Origin of the sequence: Vibrio marinisediminis, assembly GCF_014050145.1 — a bacterium.
Lineage (GTDB): Bacteria > Pseudomonadota > Gammaproteobacteria > Enterobacterales > Vibrionaceae > Vibrio > Vibrio marinisediminis.
Genome location: NZ_JACFYF010000007.1, coordinates 109,065 through 131,136, shown reverse-complemented (window position 1 = coordinate 131,136; position 22,072 = coordinate 109,065). Strand labels below are relative to the sequence as shown.

Annotated in this window: 21 protein-coding genes; 6 read left to right on the top strand and 15 right to left on the bottom strand. The window is 42.6% G+C overall.

Translation table 11 applies throughout. The features are described 5' to 3' along the window. Window positions 1-354 precede the first annotated feature (354 nt). Window positions 355-2,862, top strand: coding sequence for a sensor domain-containing phosphodiesterase (locus tag H2O73_RS12740; protein WP_182109237.1), 2,508 nt, complete (start codon window positions 355-357; stop codon window positions 2,860-2,862). 72 nt (window positions 2,863-2,934) lie between these two features. On the opposite strand, the gene H2O73_RS12735 is transcribed toward H2O73_RS12740, so the two are convergent. Beyond that, complete coding sequence (locus tag H2O73_RS12735; RefSeq protein WP_182109236.1) at window positions 2,935-3,186, bottom strand: DUF2999 family protein; 252 nt, start codon at window positions 3,184-3,186, stop codon at window positions 2,935-2,937. Window positions 3,187-3,674: 488 nt separating this feature from the next. Here H2O73_RS12735 and brnQ point away from each other — a divergent pair, with 488 nt between their 5' ends. Beyond that, on the top strand, window positions 3,675-4,994 hold the full coding sequence (gene brnQ, locus H2O73_RS12730; protein WP_182109235.1) for a branched-chain amino acid transport system II carrier protein: 1,320 nt from the start codon (window positions 3,675-3,677) through the stop codon (window positions 4,992-4,994). 109 nt (window positions 4,995-5,103) lie between these two features. Here brnQ and H2O73_RS12725 read toward each other — a convergent pair whose 3' ends face one another. The 7 genes from H2O73_RS12725 to H2O73_RS12695 all read right to left on the bottom strand — a co-directional run bounded on the left by H2O73_RS12725 (window position 5,104) and on the right by H2O73_RS12695 (window position 12,830). Next, on the bottom strand, window positions 5,104-5,334 hold the full coding sequence (locus H2O73_RS12725; protein WP_182109234.1) for a hypothetical protein: 231 nt from the start codon (window positions 5,332-5,334) through the stop codon (window positions 5,104-5,106). 156 nt (window positions 5,335-5,490) lie between these two features. Beyond that, complete coding sequence (locus H2O73_RS12720; protein WP_182109233.1) at window positions 5,491-6,222, bottom strand: DUF3726 domain-containing protein; 732 nt, start codon at window positions 6,220-6,222, stop codon at window positions 5,491-5,493. Further along, window positions 6,219-7,946 carry a hypothetical protein gene (locus H2O73_RS12715; protein ID WP_182109232.1) on the bottom strand — a complete coding sequence of 576 codons (1,728 nt, stop codon included), beginning with the start codon at window positions 7,944-7,946 and terminating at the stop codon, window positions 6,219-6,221. The genes H2O73_RS12720 and H2O73_RS12715 overlap by 4 nt, the downstream gene beginning before the upstream one ends. A gap of 108 nt (window positions 7,947-8,054) precedes the next feature. Beyond that, complete coding sequence (locus tag H2O73_RS12710; protein ID WP_182109231.1) at window positions 8,055-9,659, bottom strand: BCCT family transporter; 1,605 nt, start codon at window positions 9,657-9,659, stop codon at window positions 8,055-8,057. Window positions 9,660-9,774: 115 nt separating this feature from the next. Beyond that, window positions 9,775-10,764 carry a membrane dipeptidase gene (locus H2O73_RS12705; protein WP_182109230.1) on the bottom strand — a complete coding sequence of 330 codons (990 nt, stop codon included), beginning with the start codon at window positions 10,762-10,764 and terminating at the stop codon, window positions 9,775-9,777. A gap of 77 nt (window positions 10,765-10,841) precedes the next feature. Next, window positions 10,842-12,329: an aldehyde dehydrogenase family protein gene (locus H2O73_RS12700; protein WP_182109229.1), complete on the bottom strand. Its 1,488-nt coding sequence runs from the start codon at window positions 12,327-12,329 to the stop codon at window positions 10,842-10,844. 102 nt (window positions 12,330-12,431) lie between these two features. Then, window positions 12,432-12,830, bottom strand: a complete 399-nt coding sequence (locus H2O73_RS12695; protein ID WP_182109228.1) for a RidA family protein — start codon at window positions 12,828-12,830, stop codon at window positions 12,432-12,434. Between the two features lie 155 nt (window positions 12,831-12,985). Between H2O73_RS12695 and H2O73_RS12690 the strand changes: the two genes are divergently transcribed. Then, window positions 12,986-13,879 (top strand): LysR family transcriptional regulator, encoded by an 894-nt coding sequence (locus tag H2O73_RS12690; protein ID WP_182109227.1) that lies wholly within the window; start codon window positions 12,986-12,988, stop codon window positions 13,877-13,879. Window positions 13,880-14,171: 292 nt separating this feature from the next. Here H2O73_RS12690 and H2O73_RS12685 read toward each other — a convergent pair whose 3' ends face one another. The 3 genes from H2O73_RS12685 to H2O73_RS12675 all read right to left on the bottom strand — a co-directional run bounded on the left by H2O73_RS12685 (window position 14,172) and on the right by H2O73_RS12675 (window position 15,163). Next, a complete protein-coding gene (locus tag H2O73_RS12685) occupies window positions 14,172-14,522 on the bottom strand; it encodes a hypothetical protein (protein WP_182109226.1) in 351 nt (116 codons plus the stop codon). Between the two features lie 121 nt (window positions 14,523-14,643). Continuing rightward, window positions 14,644-14,805, bottom strand: a complete 162-nt coding sequence (locus H2O73_RS12680) for a hypothetical protein (protein ID WP_182109225.1) — start codon at window positions 14,803-14,805, stop codon at window positions 14,644-14,646. A gap of 190 nt (window positions 14,806-14,995) precedes the next feature. Then, entirely contained in the window at window positions 14,996-15,163 is a 168-nt protein-coding gene (locus H2O73_RS12675) for a hypothetical protein (protein WP_182109224.1), read from the bottom strand. A 407-nt stretch (window positions 15,164-15,570) separates the two neighbouring features. Here H2O73_RS12675 and H2O73_RS12670 point away from each other — a divergent pair, with 407 nt between their 5' ends. Beyond that, complete coding sequence (locus H2O73_RS12670) at window positions 15,571-16,056, top strand: VOC family protein (RefSeq protein ID WP_182109223.1); 486 nt, start codon at window positions 15,571-15,573, stop codon at window positions 16,054-16,056. A gap of 91 nt (window positions 16,057-16,147) precedes the next feature. Here the strand turns inward: H2O73_RS12670 and gatY are convergent, their stop codons facing one another. From gatY to H2O73_RS12650, 4 genes are read right to left on the bottom strand one after another with little or no spacing between them, the layout of a single operon-like run. Beyond that, entirely contained in the window at window positions 16,148-17,005 is an 858-nt protein-coding gene (gene gatY, locus H2O73_RS12665; RefSeq protein WP_182109222.1) for a tagatose-bisphosphate aldolase subunit GatY, read from the bottom strand. An 18-nt stretch (window positions 17,006-17,023) separates the two neighbouring features. Next, window positions 17,024-17,488: a fructose PTS transporter subunit IIA gene (locus H2O73_RS12660; protein ID WP_182109221.1), complete on the bottom strand. Its 465-nt coding sequence runs from the start codon at window positions 17,486-17,488 to the stop codon at window positions 17,024-17,026. A gap of 19 nt (window positions 17,489-17,507) precedes the next feature. Beyond that, the gene (locus tag H2O73_RS12655) at window positions 17,508-18,902 is read right to left on the bottom strand and encodes a PTS fructose transporter subunit IIC (protein WP_182109220.1); all 1,395 of its coding nucleotides are present in this window, start codon (window positions 18,900-18,902) and stop codon (window positions 17,508-17,510) included. A 10-nt stretch (window positions 18,903-18,912) separates the two neighbouring features. Beyond that, window positions 18,913-19,833, bottom strand: coding sequence for a 1-phosphofructokinase family hexose kinase (locus H2O73_RS12650; RefSeq protein WP_182109219.1), 921 nt, complete (start codon window positions 19,831-19,833; stop codon window positions 18,913-18,915). 241 nt (window positions 19,834-20,074) lie between these two features. Here H2O73_RS12650 and H2O73_RS12645 point away from each other — a divergent pair, with 241 nt between their 5' ends. Next, the gene (locus H2O73_RS12645) at window positions 20,075-20,842 is read left to right on the top strand and encodes a DeoR/GlpR family DNA-binding transcription regulator (protein ID WP_220457581.1); all 768 of its coding nucleotides are present in this window, start codon (window positions 20,075-20,077) and stop codon (window positions 20,840-20,842) included. A 352-nt stretch (window positions 20,843-21,194) separates the two neighbouring features. After that, the gene (locus H2O73_RS12640; protein ID WP_182109218.1) at window positions 21,195-22,067 is read left to right on the top strand and encodes a substrate-binding domain-containing protein; all 873 of its coding nucleotides are present in this window, start codon (window positions 21,195-21,197) and stop codon (window positions 22,065-22,067) included. Window positions 22,068-22,072 lie beyond the last annotated feature (5 nt).

Below are 22,072 nucleotides of genomic sequence, written 5' to 3'. Positions count from 1 at the left end.
GTAAAACGAAGCAGCGGTATTGCTGCAATAAATACTGCTGTAAAATTTTATTCCTACGGCATAGGTATGTCTACAATTCTCTGCTTACCAGATAAGTCACGGTATCAAATTAACCGAACTCTAAACTCCCTTCTAAGTGACTGTAATCCAAAAGTAGTTTTAACTCAGCTCGTTTAATCTACTATGAACAATTTGAGTTACCGTACCATTTCTCATATTTTCGTGAGCAACTTCTTTAATCGACATCACGGTTCGCTACAAATAATATACAAGCTATATCAAAACTGATAACTTCACATCTAAAATGCCATACGCCATCAACGAATCATAATCACAGGGGAATGCTACATCTATATGGAAGCCCTCATTAAGCAAGTCATTAACGCTCAAAATGAACAAGAACTTTATCTACATTGTCTCAACGAGTTATTTGTTCGCTATCAACCTGAGCACTGCCTTGTCGCTGAGTACGATTTAAAGGCAAAAATGGCTCGCACCACTACCTATCTCGCGCATGGTGAACTCAGTGAAAACTTTTCATATAGCCTAATTGGAACTCCATGTGAGCGCGTACTTGATGAGCGTAATATTTGTAGCTATTCATCTAACGTCCAACAACAATTTCCAGACGACATTGCGCTTCAAGATCTCAACGCCCAAAGCTATATAGGTATACCACTCCAAATTAAAGATGGAAGAATCGTAGGTGTTTTAGCTCTGCTTTTTTCCTCTCCTATTGTCGAAAAACAGCTCGATAAGGACTGGTTACTAACGGTGGGTTTTCTTATTGGCAAGACCATTCTTCAGCAACGTCTAGCAAAAGACAAAAACAGGCTACTGGCCCAGTTTGAACGTTCAGAGCAAATCACTCAATCTTGTTCTTGGACTTGGGATGTAGACTCAAACTACTTTAGTGTTTCAAGTAACTTAAGTGTCATGTTTGATATTGCCGACACTGAAAGGCTAACATTCGATGAATTTTTTACTCGGTATATTTTCAGGTCTTCAGAGCGCTTTAACCACTTCGTATCTTGTGCAGTTAATCCAGATAAAATCGGTAAAATTACCGTACATCAAGAGCATACAAACTGTGGGTTAGAGCTTGAGATAACGTATTCCAAACATTACGACGAAAACAATACACTACAACGCATTGAAGGGAACATTAAAGATATCAGTGATTTTTGGCAGTTAGAAAGTGACCATCGTCTTGCCAAAAAAATTATCGATCTTTCCACCAATGGCGTCATAGTCACAGATGAAAACAACCTCATCCTCAACATGAACACTCAAGCCGAAGAGATCACCGGTTTTCAGCTTGAAGAAGTGTATGGTAAAACACCTGCTATCTTCAGCTCAGATATTCATGATAGAAAATTCTATAAATCAATGTGGAATGCCATTCAACGAGACCAATATTGGTCAGGCGAGGTATGGAACAAAACAAAAACTGGTGCGGTATACCCTGAAAAGCTTTCTATTTCCTCACTGCAAGATAGGAATGGCGTAACTAAAAACTATATTGCGATATTTGATGATCTCAGCGACCGTAAATCCATAGAGAGCGAGCTACTAAAATACAAAAACGAACAAGACTTTACTGGTTTGATGACCCGTACTAAATTCATTCAGCACTTGGAAGATCATCAAGAATTAATTGTCGGATTAATCGACATCAGCCGCTTTTCGGCCATCAACAACCTTTATGGAGAAAGCTTTGGTAACAAGGTATTGAGCTATGTTGGTCTTTTGCTTTATCGTAACTTCAATGATGAGTCACTGAGCATATGTCGCTACGGCGCTGATCAATTTGCCTTAACTTGGCATAAAGATAAGCTCGATGACATTGAAACGCTGATCACCAGCATTCGTAACAAAGTCGAAAAGGAATTTAGTATTGAAGGTCGAGTGATGAATCTAAACATCAATATCGGCTATACACTACCAAGTAATCCAAAAAGCGATACCCATTTGTTGACTCAAGCATACTACGCACTTGATCAAGCCAAGTCTCAAATACAACCCAGTACCGTCCGCTATTCTAATTTCTTGGAGAAAAATATTGCTCGCAGGCACCTCCTAGGAGCAAGCCTTAAACAAGCTCTAGATGAGGAGCGTTTACATGTCGAGTATCAACCTATTTATGATCTGGTCACCAATAGAATAGTCAAATTTGAAGCGCTCGCCCGCTGGACCGAGAATGGTGATGCGATTTCTCCCTATGAGTTTATCCCTATTGCCGAAGATCTTGGTTATATCAGCCAACTGGGTAAACTAATATTAAGAAAGGTCTGTTTAGATATTAAACAATTGAAAAAACTTGGCTATGAGGATGTTGTTGTCTCAGTGAATCGCTCGATTGATGAGTTGTGCAACGAAGACCCAAACAATTGTTCAATTACCAACGAGCTCGCCAATCATGGGCTTGCCACTTCAGACATTATTATTGAAATTACCGAGTCTATTCCGTTAGAGGACAAACCGGAGGTGCAAGAGTTGCTAACGACGCTGAGAAATCAAGGGCTCAAGTTGGCGCTAGATGATTTCGGCACAGGCTTTGCCTCTTTCTCTAATCTGATGAAAAACACCGTTGATATTTTGAAGATAGATCGTTCTTTTATCCGCAATATTGAGTCTGACAAGAACAATTCCGTATTGGTTGAATCGGTAAACCTTCTTGCTACTCAGTTAGGCTTGGATGTGATTGCAGAGGGTGTTGAAACTGAAGAGCAATTACAACTACTAAACTCGATGGGCTGTCGCTATATTCAAGGCTACTACATAAGTAAGCCTGCACCATTTGAACAAGCCGTCACATTATTGGACCAATGTTTCTCCATCGAACTCACTTCATGTCATTGAAGCAAAATTAATAAGACCATTTAAGCTGTTTCAGTGCCTATATGGTCTTATTACATTTATTCTTGGATAAATCTATTTTTGAAGTTGCTCTTTAGCCGCTTCTACTTTTGAGAAATCCAGACCTAACTCGTTAACGGCTTCTTTAATCAAAGCTGGGTTTTGCATTACCTGTGCCATTAACATTTGAAGTTTCTCTTGTGGCAGACCAAGTTGACTGATTGTTGCCATCGCCGCAAGAGGGTTTTGTGTCAGCACTTCAAATATTTCGCTGATCTGTTGGTCACTAATATTATTCTCTTTCAACATTGCAATAATCGGGTTCATCAAATTACCTTTAAAAACTCATTAGAAATAGTGCCACAGTCTACCACTAGCCCTACTCCGATTGAACTGAGATATGTTAGCTGGCTGCACTTTGAGTAACTCTTACACATCATTGCTGAAAAAGTGTTCAATGCTAAAGGATAACAGCCATTCAAAATAAAACATTGCCTAATGGGTTTACTTCACAAATTTTTGCTTATATATTGGTCTCGTAAACACAACAACACACTAGGAAATAGTAATGCCTTCTTCTTTAGCCCAACAATTTGCTGCTTCGTGCCAAATGATGCTTGGTGCTTTGTCGAGCCTAGCTACTACTATTTCAGTCGTCATTCTAGTCATTATTAACTAGGCTGGCGGCTACTTCCGTCAGCCTTGCTGACGGAGGGATAACATCAACTATTTCTTCTTTTTTCTCCCCAGCAAATCTGACGGTCCACAATAAAAACAGCTAATTAGGACGAACCTAATAGCATGAGGACTGTACATTGAAAAATCAAAATACAATCGCGATAGGTCTAATGACATTTGCCATGTTCCTTGGCGCGGGAAATATCATCTTCCCCCCGTTCCTTGGCTTAGAGGCTGGAACAGAATATGTGCCAGCAATGTTGGGATTCTTAGTCACTGCCGTTGGACTACCAGCTTTAACTCTAATTGTATTTGGTCGCTTAAGTGATAGCGCACAGTTAACAAAAGCCCTTCCACAACCTTTGGCTATCACATTTTGGGTACTTCTATTCACGGCAGTAGGTCCGGCATTTGCGATGCCTCGCGCCGTTACGGTAGCTTACGAAATGGGGATTAAGCCGTTTGTCTCTAACGACCATTTAATGATTTTTTCCATAATCTTTGTTACAGCAACGCTGATTTTGGCCTTTCAACGCGGTAAATTGGTCGATTACATCGGTAAAGTGATGACTCCGCTGCTCGTACTTATGCTTGCTGCACTCGCTGTTGCCGCCTTTATAACGCCTTTAGGTCCATTGAGTACGCCTACTTTAGATTACCAAAACAAAGCGGTTGCGAGTGGCTTGATCCAAGGCTATATGACGATGGACGCAATTGCCGCGGTAGGATTTGGTTGGATCATCATCAAAGCGATCCGTGATAAAGGCTGTGACTCATCTCAAGGGATCTTTAAAGCGACACTTAAAGTGACATTAGTTTATGCTTTGCTAATGTCAGCATGTTACCTAGCACTCGCCTATGTTGGTGCAACATCGGCTTCAGTCGCTGAGGGTGCAAGCAATGGTGGTGAACTATTAACTCGTTATGTAGCGGCTATATTTGGTCCATTAGGGCAGTATTTGCTTGCTGGCATCATCATCATGGCATGCTTAACAACGACGGTTGGCTTAACCAATGCCTGCGCGGAATACTATCAACAAACATTTCGCTCTCCTTTTGCTATTACCGCAACCATTGTTGTCATCTTGACTGGTGTTATTGCAAACTTCGGATTAGACCAAATATTAACCGTTAGCCTACCAGCGATTTTAATCCTTTGCCCAGTAGCAATCGCTTTGGTGTTAACCGCTGTCATCTTACCAACCACTAAACGTAACTCAGCATCGTACGTCGCTGTTGTAATGATCAGCCTTATCTTGGGTGGATTAGATGCATTAAGCATTTTAGATTTGCTACCACAATCACTCGTTGCAGTACTGCAAAAGTATGTGCCGCTATTTGAAGCTCACGCGAGTTGGTTCTTACCGGTAGTGATCGCAATTGCAATCAGTAAGCTGTTAAGCAAGCGTACAATAGAAACTGAAGGGTTCTACCAAAAGGCGACAAGTGCCGATTAACCATTCGCAATAACAAACTGAATGCTATAGATAAGAACAAAGCCCGAGCAAAATTAAAGGGCTTTGTTCATCAACATGATGTCGATTTATTGAAATGGACGGAGTTATGTTACAAAGTGGGAGCAGCCAAGCCAGTGTAAATTATTTCTTTTTCAATAAAATCTGACTCACTGAACCACACGACAGTCCCCACATACTGTTCTTCACGTAGGATCGAGTCAATTTGTGCCGCAATACGAACGGGTACTTTTAGCCAACCGTCTTGCTCATCCAGCTCTTCGAATGATTCACTCACTAATTGTTTTGCTTTCGCATCAAGTTGTAAACCAATTAAATTCATTTCTAAATACCGCTCTCAACAGTTGCCACCTCCATAGGGTGAAGGTGACCAAAGCTGGCGATAATAGAGATAAATGGGTCGGATAGATAGTGTTACTCAATTAAGCTGACGATAACCAAACGTTTTGTCAGTAGATAGGTATATTGCTACCTATTTTTAAACCAACTCCCCTGCACCTTGAAGTGAGCGCTGGCTGTTTTCAACAAGGAAAACCGTCGCAGTCTCCTTAAGTGTTTCCCACTCAATGTCATCAACAAAAATGCCTTCTCGCCATGCTGCTTGCTGAACTTTTTGCAACTCATTACCATTGACGTGGCTAGAGTAGCCTGTTGCACTCTCTTCGAGTGAGAAGTCATCCACCGATAATTCGATCGTCATCGAGTGAAGCTGCTCATTATTAAATGTTGTCACATCTGAAAAATAGAGCTCAGGAGCAATGCAGCCTCGATTGAGCACATACAATATCCGCTTCGGTTTACTGCCATTCTCCCATGTTGTGCGACAGGCTATTCCTTTTGCTGCTAACTTAACCAACTCACTGTATGCTAACCAGCGATTGTGGCAATTATTCAAAACAATGGTTATCTGCTTGCTGCCCACCATTTTCTCGAGTGAATAATCAATAATCACGGGTAGATGACATGCTAAACTGCACTGGTGAAGGTCAACCTTAAGCGTACCACTCTCACTGCTTTCAATCTCAACAGGGCAATCCTTCTCTACATTCAAATAATTGCTCGCATTGTTAAAATGACGCACACCATGTAAACCAACCATTTGTAAATCAGCGACCATATTGGCAATAATATCGGCTTCGCCACAAGTACGTCGCATACCTAAGAACGCTTTGTTTACCGCAGCAACCAATTCATTATGAGAAACAATCATGATGTAACTCCTCCATGTGCCACTTTGTTCGCTAACTGTTCATTCGTCGGAAGCAATGGAAATATCCAATTGTCCTGATAATTCGGGTTTTGTATCTCATCTAGTAACGGTGAGCCTTGGAAGAAAGTAACGCGAACCCATCGGTCTGATCGCGGATCAAATTTCGTTGCGCCAAATACCGCTAATTTACAACGTAGTAGATGCATTGGCAGTGCGTCCTCACGTAGGACATTCATTTGAATATCCCCCATCTCTTTATGACCGAGAGTCCATACTCTACGGGCTATCGCCCGGTAGTTAGGTTGGTGTAAAAGAAATTCTGTTAAAGACAATTCGCTTGGATGAGAGCGTAACGCCTGATATAAACGAAAAACTTGTCGACCAATGTCTAAGGGTAATTCACGCTCTTCACCAGGTTCTTCGCCTCTTATCCCCAATCGCGGTTCTTCTTTATCCTGTGAGCGATACCAAAACCAATAATTATTCTCTGCTAATCCGTAATCAGCTTTAATTGCCCATCGATACTTAGCTTCAAGAACAGCTAATAGATCGGCAATTTTCTTACCACTCTCTAACGACAGCGCTTCATCACAATTCATCTGCTCTTCGAATTGATCAACTTGCTGAGGATAAAGCTCCATCAAACATGACAATAAAATCTCTTGAGACTCTAAACTTAATCCATTTGAATATTGAATAAACTCGCCCCAATGAACGCAAGAAGCCATGTTTACGTGAAGCTGTTCGGTTAGTTGCACGAGGTCGTCAATCGCTCGCAAATTTAAGTCGTTTTGATGTTCGTTAATCGTGATGACCTGCTGCAAATGACAAATACCTTTGCTCAGCAGTTCATGTAACTTCGCGTAATAACGCGACTCACACGGCATTGACAACACTTGTGCGATCGCTCGTTCACGTGTTGTCATCCATTGGTCGACAATGCAAGGGTGATTAATTAGATACGGCGCCATACCAAGCCCCGTTGCGTTACCAACACCTAAATAACGTTGCAAGCCACGGTGAAGCGAAATCGCTTTTTCTCCACCTTGTTGCTGCGCTAAATAATGTACCCAGTCTAAGCTAAATTCTCTGATTAAATACACGGCACACATTTGTGCACTAAAGGACTGATTGAAATCAGGGTTGTTCTCTAACAGTTTGAAATCAGCAATACCAAACTTGCCATTACCATACACTGCAGTGGTTCGCAAAATATAGCCGACCTCAGCAAGCTCGTTTGGATCTGGCTGTTTACCTTGAGATAGCTGGCTAACAATATGCTCAAAAACTCGCACACTCTTGTTTGCTCTCGCGAGCACCAACACGTTGTTTGGGTTACGCCCTGCTTCTTGCAACGGTACATTCGCTCTTAGTTGCTCTAGCAAAGTGACATCGACATCACCGTGAACTAACGCAAAAGTCACGTCCCATTTTTCAGCAATCACACGGTCATTGCGTTCATCGTCAGCAATCTCATCACAGAATACGACGAGGTGGTAAACATGTTGAGGTGTCGACAATCTATAGATTACATGTCCGTATCCTTTAGGGCATAGCTGCCACTCATGCTTGCTGACGCACCACGCTTGCTTTGCCATTTTACGAATAAGAGTACGGGTAAAGCTGATTCGGTTTTGATGCATTGCACCTAACCTCGAAGGCTCCATCACAATCTCGGCATTGCGCATTTCTGGTTTAAAAATAGTGGAAGGATGTGCATCCATTTTGCTCACCACCTAATTATTGTACGTATTGGTAGGTTTCGGTGGGTGAGTAACTCACCCACACTCTTCACGTTATTTATACTCTTAGCTATAGCCTTAAAGCCTGGTTTATAAACCTTGTGCCTTTGCCATTTTTATCGCTATTTGTGGCGCATTCCAAAGTGACGGCAACAAAATAAGAGATACGGGTACTGCTGTTATTACAATGAACGATTGCAATGCTGAAATCCCACCAGAACCTAGAGAAATAAGGATCAACGCGGTTACGCCCATCATCGCTCCCCAGAAAACTCGGATAAGCACATTCGGTTCCGTTTCACCACTGATCACAACGCTGATGGTGTAGGTCATCGAGTCACCCGTCGTAACAATAAAAATAGTGGTTAGAATTAAGAATAGAATCGACACGACCATTGGCAAAGGAAGTTGCTGCGTTACCGCCAATAATGCTCCGGGCAAATTAAACCCTTCAAACGCTTTACTAACGCTACCCGGTTCTGCAATTTCAAATGCCAGCCCTGAACCACCAACAATGGTGAACCAAAAACATGTGGCTAGCGGGGCTACAATGCTAATAGTGACAATCAACTGACGGATGCTACGACCACGCGAAATGCGAGCAATGAAAATGGCCATCATTGGTCCATAGCCTAGGAACCAACCCCAGAAGAATACTGTCCACCAGCTCAACCAACCCTCATCGCCACGATATGTCGCCATAGGAATGAAGTTATCCAGCATGCTGCCTACACCCTGAATATAACCATTAAAGATAAAGTTAGTCGGACCAAAAATTAGAATGTAAGCCATTAGCGCCACGGCTAAAATTACGTTGTAACGGCTAAGCATTTGCATGCCACGGTTAAGACCACTGATAGCAGATAAGGTATAAAGTACGATGGCAAAAAGGATAATAATAAGTTGAGTAGTAAAGCCATCTGGTATTTCAAACAACACGTTTAACGCGTAGCTAACCTGCAAACCTAGGAAGCCTATTGGTCCGATCGTGCCCGCAGCAACAGCAACAATACAACACGCATCAATTAGTGAGCCAGTGTGTCCCTTCAGGGCTCTCTCACCAAGAATCGGATAAAGAAGTGTACGTGGTTTTAGTGGTAAACCTTTATCGTAATGCAAGTGCATCACTACAATTGACGTTAAGCTACCTACAATTGCCCAGGCTAAAAAGCCCCAGTGCATAAATGATTGCGATAACGCATTCACCGCCCCTTGCTGGTTATTTTCCTGTGTACCATATAATGGTGGTGGGTTTACATAATGCGCGATGGGCTCTGCTGCTGCCCAAAACACACCGCCACCAGCGAGTAGCGTACAAAAGATGATCGCCATCCAGCGAAAACCATCCATTTCCGGTTTTTCAATACCACCAAGAATTACCTTGCCGGTTCGCCCAGCAGCCAAGCCAAGACCGATGACAAAAGTAAGCAGAAGTAGTAATTGCCAATATGGACCAAACACACCCACCGACCAGCTGAAACCAGCATTAACAAGTGAGGAAAGCAGCTCTGCATCATAAAGGGCAATCGCGACGAACAATGCGATAAACCCACCACTGTACCAAAATGCTGGATTGTTTAGCCCTAACTTATTTTGAGCGTTTTCATTTACATTTGTGCTGTTGTACTGTGTTGCTTGCTTTGCCGATGATGAATTCACCGTTGAATCTTTCATGCTATCGCTTAAATCAGACATACACTGACTCCAGAGTTTTTTGCAGCGACCAATCAAATATTGGCAACAAACTGTATATTTAACACCTGCGCTATGATCTAATTATCTACAGGCGGCTCCATGTTAGAGTTGTGGTTTACTCACTCACCTTTAACCCTTGCTGTAAGAAGTTGAACCAATTCTCACCCATTACTTGCCCTGCCTCCGACTCACTAAACCCATGACGCAATAATCCGTTATAGATATTCTCCATTCCCTCGCTACCACTAAACCATGGCAGCGCATCTGGCCAGCCTGAATTAGTGGCTGATCCTTCACCATAATCCATTGCCTTCGACCACCGTCCGTTGCGCATCCATTCCAATACTTGCTGAGGTTGGTTTAGGCATAAGTCACTGCCAATACCTAAATGCTCAACACCAAACATATCTGCCGTTGTCGCAACCATCTGGCAAAAGTCTTCTAGCGTACATTGGCTGCCGTTTGGCAAGTGAAATGGATACAAACTAAAACCAATCAAACCACCACGCTCAGTTAACGATTTGATCACTTGATTTGATTTATTGCGCAAAGCATCATGCGCAAATGTCGGGTTCGCATGACTAATGCAGATCGGACGGGAAGAATGGTCAATCGCTTCCAGTGTTGAACGCTCAGCACTGTGCGACATATCGATAATCATACCGACTCGGTTCATCTCTTCGATTGCTTGCTTACCGAAACGAGTGATACCCGAATCGTTCTGCTCATAACAACCTGTCGCCAACAAGCTTTGGTTGTTATACGTCAGTTGCATGATCAGTAAACCTTGGCGACGCATCACCTCAATCAAACCGATTTCATCATCGATTGGCGAGCAGTTCTGCGCACCGAAAAACACACCAACTTTGCCAAGTTGCTTGGCACGTTCAACATCTGCCATTGAATGAATGGGCATAATAAGATCAGCGTGTTGCTCGAAACGAAGGTTCCACTCAGCAAAGCGAGTTAGCGTTTCGCGCGCGTTTTCGTGGTATACAATCGTCGCGTGCACTGCGGTTATGCCACTGGCTTTTAGGGTTAAAAAGTATTCTCTGTCCCAGTTGCAGTACTGCAACCCATCAATCACAATCCGTTGATGATACATACCCATTCCTTACTGTTGTTTCGCTTTACTATTAAGTTCAGGAGGGGAGCAAATTTCCCCTCAGCACAGAACACTCACTAGTAAGGGCGCTGGTAAGCCGTTTTTACTACTGTGTAGAACTCTTTTGCGTATTGACCTTGCTCGCGAGGACCAAAGCTTGATTCTTTACGCCCACCAAATGGCACATGGTAATCAGTACCTGCCGTAGGCAAATTGACCATCACACAGCCAGTTTGAGCTTGTTGTTTAAAGATGGCGCTATTACGCAAACTTTGAGTGATGATGCCCCCTGTCAACCCGAAGCGCGTGTCGTTTACTGTTGCAATCGCTTCGTCTAAATCAGAAACACGAATCACGCTTGCCATTGGGGCAAACACTTCTTCTTGATTCACTTCCCAGCTATTGTTTGTATTGAGGAATAACGTTGGCGACATGTAAAAACCGTCATGTTTTAAACTCAAACGCTCACCACCAAATGCCAGCTCCGCGCCACTTTCACGCGCTTTATCAATCCAGGAAAAGTTAGCGTCAAGTTGGTTACCATCGACTACTGGCCCCATAAACACGCCTTCTTCTAGTGCATGACCCACTTTTAGCTCGCTCATGCGTTTGATCAGTGCCTCTACATAGGCATCATGGATGCCATCCATCACCACTAAACGTGACGACGCCGTACACTTCTGACCAGCACCAGAGAAAGAGCCTGCAATCGTCGCCTCAACTGCAATTTGAATGTCGGCATCATTGGCAACAACGAGCGCATTTTTACTGCCCATCTCCAACTGACAGCGAACAAAATTAGGTGCCGTTGCAGCCGCAACTTTACGTCCGGTGTCAACAGAACCAGTAAAGCTCACGCCATTCACTTGTGTAGAGTTAATCAGCGCATTACCAACTTGTGAACCACTGCCTATAACCAAGTTAAAAGTGCCAACTGGTAATCCCTGACGATGGATGATTTCTGTTAGTGCTACCGCACTCGCCGGCGTTAAATTCGCCGGTTTCCAAATCACACTGTTACCAAATGCCAAGGCAGGAGCAATTTTCCAAGCGGCAGTCGCAGTCGGGAAATTCCAAGGGGAGATAACCGCAATAACACCAACCGCTTCACGCGTCACCTCAACCGAGACACCAGGACGAACGGAGTCGGCACTGTCGCCAATTTGTCGCAATACTTCTGCCGCAAAATATTGGAAGAATTGTCCTGCGCGATAAATCTCACCTCGACCTTCGGCGAACGGTTTACCCTCTTCGCGAGAAAGCAACGTACCCAATTCATCACAGCGTGCAATTAACTCATCACCAATCGCCTGAAGTACTGCTTGTTTGCGTTCTATCGGTGTTTTTTCCCATTCTGGCTGAGCTTGTTTAGCCGCAGATATGGCTTGCTGGACTTGTGCTTCACTTGCTTGAGCAAAGTCGCCAAGCTTTTCAGTGATATCAGAAGGGTTAATATTGGCGACCGTACTAATGCCAGATTGCCACTCTCCTGCGATATAAAGAGAATGCTCCGCTTGGACACCATTTAGAGCTGATAGTTGAGCTAAATTTTTTTGTTGAGTCATGATTCTTTCCTTGTTCGCTTTGGCTCCGATTACTGCCGACAGCTAAATGTTCATAAGTTTGGGCATAAACCTGTTTGTCGCTAATGTGGCAAATCGCACCAATTACTCTGGCTGAGTGGCTGACGCGTAAACAACAAACTCCACCAACATTTCTTCGCGCGCTAAACCAGCAACCACCATCGCCGCGCGATTGGGATAAGGCGCATCAAAGTACTCAGCATAAACAGCATTCACTGTTTTAAGGTATTCAAGATCGGTCACGTAGATAAGTACTTGTAGAACAGAGTCAAGAGACTCTCCTGCGCATTCTAAGGTGTGAACGAGATTGTTAAATGTTTGGCGAGTTTGTGCTTCAATTCCACCTTCAACCACTGCACCTGTATCATCTATCGGGATTTGCGCTGTGTATAAGGTGCCATTGCTGACAATGGCCCATTCTAGAGGGGCTTTTGAAGCAAACAGTTCAGTCTTTACCGGGTGTTTTTTTGTTTGAGCATTCACGTAGCATTCAACCTATGTAATGAATTTGTTTCAACTGCGTTAAATATTGCACATTGACAACCGATAAATCTAACGGTAAATTTTTTACGTTTGATAAATTTTATTTATCACACTGACGGAAGTACGCAAAATACAGGCTACAAGGAGTCGCGCTAGTGAGTATTAAGTTGCAGCAACTAAGGCATTTTGTGATGGTAGTCGAAGAAGGTGGCTTTCGAGCGGCCTCCAAACGCGCAAATCGTTCTCAAGCGGCGCTCTCTACATCGATAAAAGAGTTAGAAAAAATTCTTGGTCAGCCGTTGTTCGAATCAGGGAATAAGTCGAAAATTACACCTTTTGGAGAAATCTGCTTTCCAAAGATCATTCAGTTTTTAAATGTCTATAGCGCATTAGATAATGATCTCCGCGCAGCGGCCGCAGGGCAACAAGGTCGAGTCAGAATTGCAAGTGTCCCATCAGTTGCCGTTAAGCTAATCCCTAGTGTATTGCGGGCTTTTTGCGAACAACACCCAGATGTTGAAGTGAGTTTGATTGATGACAATGCAGCGGGAGTGGCAGCAAGACTACTTTCAGGGGAAGTAGATTTAGCATTAGGCAACTATTCGCAACTTGATGACAGCATGATCGAATTTATTCCATTGATTTCCGATCCCGTCGGCGTCGTCTGTTTAAAAGACAACCCTCTCGCACAGCAATCGCAAGGCGTTGAATGGGAGACGCTATTAAAGCAACCATTCATTCGTAACGGAACATGCACACTGCTTGACCCAACCTCAGCGAGAGTTTTAAGTGAACAAGCACTCTATTCTGTTGAAAACATCACTTCTCTTTTCTCAGTTTTAGAGCTTGGGATTGGCGTAACGACATTGCCTAAACTCGCTTTTCCTACCAACGAAACACAACTCGTCTGGCTCCCACTGATTAATCCGCAGCTTGAGCGTCAAATCGGCATCTTCAGGCTAACCGATCGTACCATCTCACCCCAGGCGCAAGCATTTCATGATTTGTGTATTCAATATTTACGCTATCAACAAGATGACGTTGATTAGTTACAGGCAAAGAAAAAGCAGCATTGCTGCTGAAACAAGGACTTTGATATTTAGAGGAGTACAAGCTAACAGAGGAATTGGGTAAAGCCGATTTTTACGATAAATGGCTAAATTTGAATTGCAGAGGCTTTGGTTTACTAGACCTTAAATAAGGTCAAGACCGATAGTGATTAACAGCGATTGCCCAAGGTTATCACATCAGCCATAAGCGTTTTGAATCCTTCCTAAACGCTCGCGGTATCAACTTCGAAGCAAATACATTACTTAAGGCTAACCAATTTATCAATGACTGTTATAAACCGAAACCAATCTTAGGCTGCTTACGAACAGATCTTACTCCCCACGGGGTTAAATCTGGTTTTGGTTGGCCGACAAAATCACCCAAACAAACGTACCCTTTGGCAAGGTATCGATATAAGAAATCACCACCATCTAACGAGCCGTTTCTGTCATCACCATAAGGTAAACGAATGCGCTCTACTCGCAAGTCTGGTGCCGTTTTAAAAGCAGGATAAACAGATGAGTTAATTTGATATGAATCTAGATCTTTCAATAGCGCTTTATCTGACATTTTTGCCGTTGTTCGGCTAAAAAGCATGATGAGACGTTTTTGTCGCTCTGAGGAGACGATGAGCATTTCCATAGTTTAACTTCCATTGGAAACAAGAAAGTATATAGCAAGTGCAATCATAAGACCATGTCAAAGCCTGTCTGAACAGGGCTTAATCTACTAATCCATTCAAATCAACACGCACTTAACCGGGCTAATCGTCGGCTCCGCATTTTGCACATTCATCGTATGTTCTATCTCCCTCATTAATCACGATGTAGTGACTAACACAACGATCGCACAATGCTAATTTTGGGTACGCTTCTTTGGCTTTTTTGGCGTTCACATCGCCCTCTACTGTGTAGTATTTTCTCATTTCTATTTCCGAGAACAGATTAAATTGCGCCAGAGTATACAGCGATTTGTGCCATATTGAATGATCTAAAAATTGCAGCAAATCGGGAGCACAACTTATCACAACAGATGAATGAGTTATCTTTGTTCTATGCGCTAGGCTATTGGATGTGAGCCAGAATACGCTCTGGCTCATTTGATAGTATGAATAATCAGGTTGCGTATGGTTGGGTTGAAAACTCTACACCACTGTACTGTTGAGCTAGTTTTGGTTTGGATTTTTTACGCTTACGTCGCTGGGTTGGTTTAGGTGTTGGAGTGCCATCTTGTATGGCTTTAGCATGCTCTTTTGCTGAGCGGAGGAATCTATCAGACTTCATAGCCTGTTTTCGAAGAGCGTTAATTCTCTCTAGTCGGTCTTTCAGCATAAATCACCTCGTGGTTCCCAATGCTAATTAACACCTTAATTATAGCATTTTCAGCACCTTAGAATGTGATTTATCAAACATTTACGATTAACAATGGTGTAACAATGCATATCAAAAGCACCATTTTTGGATAATATCACCAATAATTAGACTTTTATCGCTATGTATACCCACCCTCCGAATAGCCTTTTGGCTCCACCGAATCATTCAACCAATTCTGTCGTTCAAATAGCCACTCAATATAACGCTAAATTATTATTATCATAATATATGATAATTTTTGGTTCAGCCTCCAATTCCATATACTCTCCTCATCGACACAAACAACATCAAACAATGATTAGCGATTGGAGCAAATGATGAAAATGAATCACGTAGGTATTATGGTTGGCGACATGAATAAAGCGGTTGAGTTTTATACCAAAGCGCTAGGTCTAACCATTGTGATGGACAACACCAAGGTAATTGAAGAACGCCAAACTGCCATTGGTCGTATGTGTATTGCGGTGTTTGGTGAAGGATTCAAAGGCTTTAATATTGCGCACTTAGTGACTTCTGATGGTATCGGTGTTGAATTGTTCGAGATGAAAGAGCGTCAAGAGCGCCATGAGGTTGATTTCTCACGCATCGGTATCTTCCACTTCTGCTTACAAACCGATGATTTTGCCGGTGCTATTGAGCGTACTGAACAATACGGCGGTAAAGTTCGCATGGATATTATGCGCTACCACCCAGAAGACGACAGCAAACAAGCACAAATGGTTTACCTAGAAGACCCATTCGGTAATCTATTTGAGCTTTACTCGCATACTTACCAAGAGACATACGCATCCGATTACGAGTAAACCCTACCTTCAATCGTTAAAAAAAGGATTGGCAAATCGCCAATCCTTTTGAAATTCCAGCGGGGGACCAGAATAACGAAAACTTCGAAAGCTAAAGTTTGCCTTCACTTCGACACATCAAAATTTTGTCTTGTACTACTTTTGCCATCGCAGCTTTTGGCAATTCATTATAAAAGCGTGGGTCATTAGCATCAGGCGCTTTTCTAAACGCTTCTTTAAGCTCTTCAGCGAACGCAATTTTCAGCTCAGTTGCTACGTTAACCTTTGCAATTCCAAGATCAATACAGCGCTGCACGTCAGCAGAACACACGCCAGATGCTCCGTGAAGTACAAGAGGAATATCAACCATGGCTGCAATTTTGGCTAATCGGTCAAAATCTAGCTTAGGTTCTTCTTTATACATTCCATGAGCAGTACCAATTGCAATCGCCAACGAATCTACATCCGTTAACTCCACAAGTTTTAGTGCGTCTTCTGGATCTGTGTAAGGATCTAATACGCTATCAACTATTAGATCATCTTCTTGTCCCACCAGTTGACCAATTTCTGCTTCAACTGAGCAGCCATAAGCGTGACAAAATTGAACCGCTTCACGCGTGATTGCAATATTCTCTTCTAGAGCCAGCGCGCTACCATCAATCATTGCAGATCGAATACCCAACTTTACTTTATGCTTAATATCTTCCATGTCATGGTGGTGATCCAAATGAAGGACAACCTGCATCCCTCTTTCATGAGCCGCAGCATTGACCATATGGACGAGCTCTCTAGAACCGCCATATTTGTAAGTACCGGGAGTACCCGCGAGAATGACCGGTGATTCTAAGTATTTCGCTGTATCTAAGATCACTTGGACGGTTTCAAGGTTATGGAAATTGAAAGCAGGAATAGCATAGCCACCCTTTCTCGCTTGCTTTAATAGATAGTTACTATTGATAATGTTGTTCATGATCGTTTCTCTATTGTTCTATTCTGATGCGGTTCTAATTAGTTCTATAAGAGCTTCTGCTGAATTAACTCGCTTTATCGAATCTCTAAACTCATCATCAATAAGTAGACAAGTCAGTTCCGACAATAGTGCGATATGGGTGTCACCCTGATGAGCTAAAGGAATGCCAAGCAATACAATAATATCGACGTCTTCTTCATCCTCATCTATACCAACCCACTTCACTGGTGAATCCAATATTGCAATGGCAACACATGGCTCAATGACTGAGTCAGATTTCCCATGAGGCACCGCAAGCCCTTCCCCCAACGCAGTTGGACCTTGCTCTTCTCTTTCTATCACCGCAGCAACAAACTGACCGCGATGTTCTATTTTTCCTAATAAACACAGCTTGTCTGTCAGTGCCTCAATCGCTTCTGTAGATGCGCCAAAGCTACCTCCGATTGAAATCGCGTCTTTGTAAATCAAGTCGACTAGTTTCATTGCTTAACCTTTTACTTTTCTATGATGCTTGAACAGTAAGCTTCTTCATTTGCATTACGCGATACAGCCCATAAAGAACCGCACCAGCCAACGAGCCAACCAAGATACAAGCGACCCATACAATCGGCTCGCTAACAACTGGTAGGATTAAAAAACCACCGTGGGGCGCTGGTACTTGTACTGCAAATAGGAATGACAGAACGGCTGATATAGACGAAGCAAACATCATAATTGGGATGACGTGGTGAGGCGCCTTAGCCACAAAAGGAATTGCTCCTTCGGTGATATGAGTAGCGCCGAGAATGTAGCAAATAGCGCCAGCGGTTCGCTCTTCTTCATCAAAGGCACGCTTAAAGATGGTTGTTGCTATGGCGACAACGAGTGGAGGCGTAATACATGCAGCTGAAACGCCAGCCATAAAGTACATATTCCCTTCAGCAAGTAAAAGGGTTCCCGTGACATAAGCAGCCTTATTAACCGGACCACCAAAATCAAACGCGCACATCATACCGATGATGATACCTAGCATCACTGGGTTGGCATCTTGCAAACCTGATAGAAACTCCATCATGCCATTGTTAATCGCGGCAATAGGAACGCCCAGGTTTACCATCAAGACGCCGATAACTAATGTGCCAACGATTGGTAATAAGAAGATCGACTTTAAACCTTCATATTGCTTGGGCATGAACTCCAGTTTTTTGACTAAAAAGTAGATCAAATAGCCAGATGCGAAGCCCGCGATGATTCCGCCAAGAAAACCTGCACCAGTCACATTTGCAAGCAGACCACCAACAAAGCCCGCCACCATGGCTGGTTTGCCGCCAATTGAAGAGGCAATAAATGCGGCAAATATAGGTACCATAATGCTAAAGGCTTGCTGACCGATAGTCATAAGCATTGCGGCTATTTCATTGTATTGTTCAGATTCAGGATCTGACGAATAAATGCCCCATAAGAAAGAAAACGCAATAAGGACACCACCTGCCACCACAAACGGTAACATATGAGAAACGCCGCTCATCAAGTGCTTATAAATCTGTCGAGAAAAGCTTTCATTAGTAGAGTGTGTTGCGACAGATTTAGACTGAGCACCGCCTCTAATTGGCGCTTCTCCATCCATTACTTTTTTAATAAGCTCATCGGCCTTTCTTACGCCATCTTTCACCGGAACTTCAAGCACAGGCAAACCATTAAAGCGATCTGGTGAAACATCCTTATCGGCCGCTATAATTACGCCGTAAATGTCTTCTAAGTCAGAGCCTTCAATCTGGTTTTTAACCCCAGCAGCACCGTTCGTTTCTACCTTGATTTCTACGCCAGCCTTTTTTGCCGCTTTTTTCAAGGCTGACTCAGCCATAAATGTATGAGCTATTCCCGTTGGGCAGCCTGTTATAGCTATAACTTTTTTCATACAATCCTTCTTATGCAATTCTCTTTGCAAATGTCTTATTAACGAGTTGTGGGTACAGGCTCAATTCGCCTATTCCTGAAGACGACGCGACGTCAGCACCAACAGCACTGGCAATTTTTATCGCTTGTTGAATATTTAATTTGTCTTTTAACCAGATACTTAAGAATGCAGCTAAGGATGAGTCCCCAGCACAAGCAGAACTATGAAGTTTTATTTCTGGCGCATTGCAAAAATGAATGGAGTCACCATTTGAAAAGTACATCCCTTTACTACCAAGAGTCAGTAGTACATTTTGTGCACCAAGAGAATGGAGGGTATCTAATGAATCTTTCGCTTCTGCATCAGTCCCCGCTCTCAAGCCAAATACACTCAAGAGCTCTTCATCATTTGGTTTTATCAATAAAGGGTTATGCGATAACAGGCTAGATAGGTGGTTGTGACTAATGTCGATGATAACCTGAACATTATTATCCTTACATGCAACCATGATTTGATCGAGATACTCTGGTTCGACACCAGGAGGTAGACTGCCACTCACCACTAGATACTCCATGTCTGAAGCGCCACGGATACTTGCTAAAATATCGTCTTTAACACCTTGTGGTACATGCCCACCCTTCGACACAAATTTATATTCTTCAGTGTCATCATTAACGAATACGTTAATCCGGGTACGTCCATCAATATAAAACGGATGAACATTGATTCCCTTTTCTTCTAAGCACTCTACAATGTGTTTGCCTGTAAAACCGCCAAAGACTCCCATCGCGACAGAATCTACACCGAAATGGTCAAGAACGATGGAGACATTAATTGCTTTTCCATTTGGTGAGTAATCAGATTCACTGACGCGATTGACCTTTTCAGATTCAACTTGCATACAAGTTAGATTGAGGTCAATTGCAGCATTCATAGTCAGGGTATAAAGCATCGTTTCACCTTAAGAATGTTTCTCATCGATTTATCGTTAATCGCTTAGGATGAATACTAACCTTTCCTTTTCTTTCCTTTGTTGATTATTATCACATAAAAAGAAAACAAACGAAAAAACAAAAGAAAAGACAAGGTGAAGGGTGTTTAATCGAACCAAGAATCAAAGTAAACTATGAAACAAAGGGACGCTTATGCAGTCCCTCTCTTATCCATGAAAGTACTTAGTTAGAGCAATAACAATGATTAGAACTACGTCAGAACGAAGAGAATCGATTTTAAGCAAGCTCCGAGAGTTTGGCTCAGTTTCAGTTATTCAACTGTCAGATGAGTACGGCGTCAGCAAAGTAACAGTGAGGAATGATCTTGATAGCCTTGAAAATAAAGGGCTTTTAATCAGATCCCACGGTGGTGCAATGCAAAAAACAACCACCACAAATGAATCGGTAAACAGCGTTAAAGGCAACCTTCACGTCAACGAGAAAAAAGCAATCGCCAAGGCTGGCGTTTCCTATATCGAAAATGGCGACTCACTCATTATTGGTGCTGGCACAACCACAGAACAATTGGTTAGGTTACTGGAAGAGTTTGATAGCCTATTTGTTATCACTAACGGGCTAAATATTCTGCTGGCGATGCCTAGAAACGAAAACATCTCTATTGTTAGCACTGGCGGCAGCTTACATCAAAATAGCATGTCATTTTATGGCTCCCTAGCTGAAGAGAGCATTGAAAAATATCACGTTAACAAAATGATAGTCGGAATTGACGGTCTCAATATTGAAGCGGGCATTACAACACACAGTGAACATGAAGCTAGGTTTTACAAGGCAATGTTAAAAGCGACAGATAAATGCATTGTGCTCGCCGACTCCAGCAAACTTAGCAAAGTTAGCGTGCATAAAATCATGCCTTGTTCTGATATCGACGTTTTAATTACCGACAAGAATATTAGTGATGAATACCGTGAGTACCTAGAGAGCCTAAACATCGAATTGATTATCGCGTAAACATTCCCTCCATTTCGTAAGTACACAATACTCACAATATCAGTGATATACCGCTCCCTACTCACTTATAAGGCACCTCTCGATGAGGTGCCTTTTTTGTTACGAGTCATTCACTGAATAACTGTGTGCAACAATAATATATTGACAACACTGACCACTCTTAACTCAAGAAAGGTATGATCAATATCTAACATTTGCCATTTCTTTCTTAATTATCCAATAAACTTTCGTATACTTTTCTTTAGCCACTAAAGAGCTCAAAAGCTTGCCTTTACTTTCAAAAGACAACAAAAGCAAAATGAGCACCCAAAATGGCAACCTTTGTACCCCTATACAATAAAAAAGGAATATTATGAAAAAGTTTCTATTTACAGGTGTTTTTTTGGCATGCTCAATGAACGCTCAAGCAGCACAAGAACCTACTATTTGTGCATCGATTCTGACTCAATCCCACCCATTCTATATTGCGCTCAATGAAGGTCTTAAAGCAGGTGCAGCAGAATACAACGCGGATCTAAAAGTCTCGATTGCTAACCAAGACCTTTCTAAGCAAATCAATGATATCGAAGACTGTATCACCAAAAATGTTGATGCAATCGTCGTATCTCCAGTTGACTCAAAAGGTATTCGCGGTCCTCTTAAAAAGGCAGAGCGAGCAAACATCCCAGTATTTACTGTCGATATCAGTGCAGAAAAAAGCAACATTATTTCCCACATCGCAACAGATAACTACGGCGGTGGTGTGGAAGCAGGCAAATTGGCCGCTAAACACTTAAATGGTGAAGGCACTGTCGTCATGCTTTCTTATCCTGGTATTTCCTCAGTAGAAGATCGTCTGCGTGGTTTCCGCGATGCAGTTGCCGATACCAAGATTGAAATCGTTGCGGTTCAGCCAGGTAAAACTCGTGAAGAAGCCATGACTTCAACAATCAATATGATTCAAGCCAACCCAAATACTGATCTAGTCTTTGCATTTGGCGACGACATGATGATCGGTGCAAGCCTCGCTGTTACTAAGCAAAACTCACATGCTGTAGTCATCGGCTTTGATGGCATGCCTGAAGGCATTAAAGCCGTTGATGATAATGAAAATATCATCGGTGTTGTTAAACAAGATGCTGACCGTATGGGACGTACTGCGATCAAAGTCGCTGTTAACTACCTAAACGACAAACCAGTAGAAGCACAATATCCAATCGTTCCAGTTCTATACACTGGAAAGTAATCGCT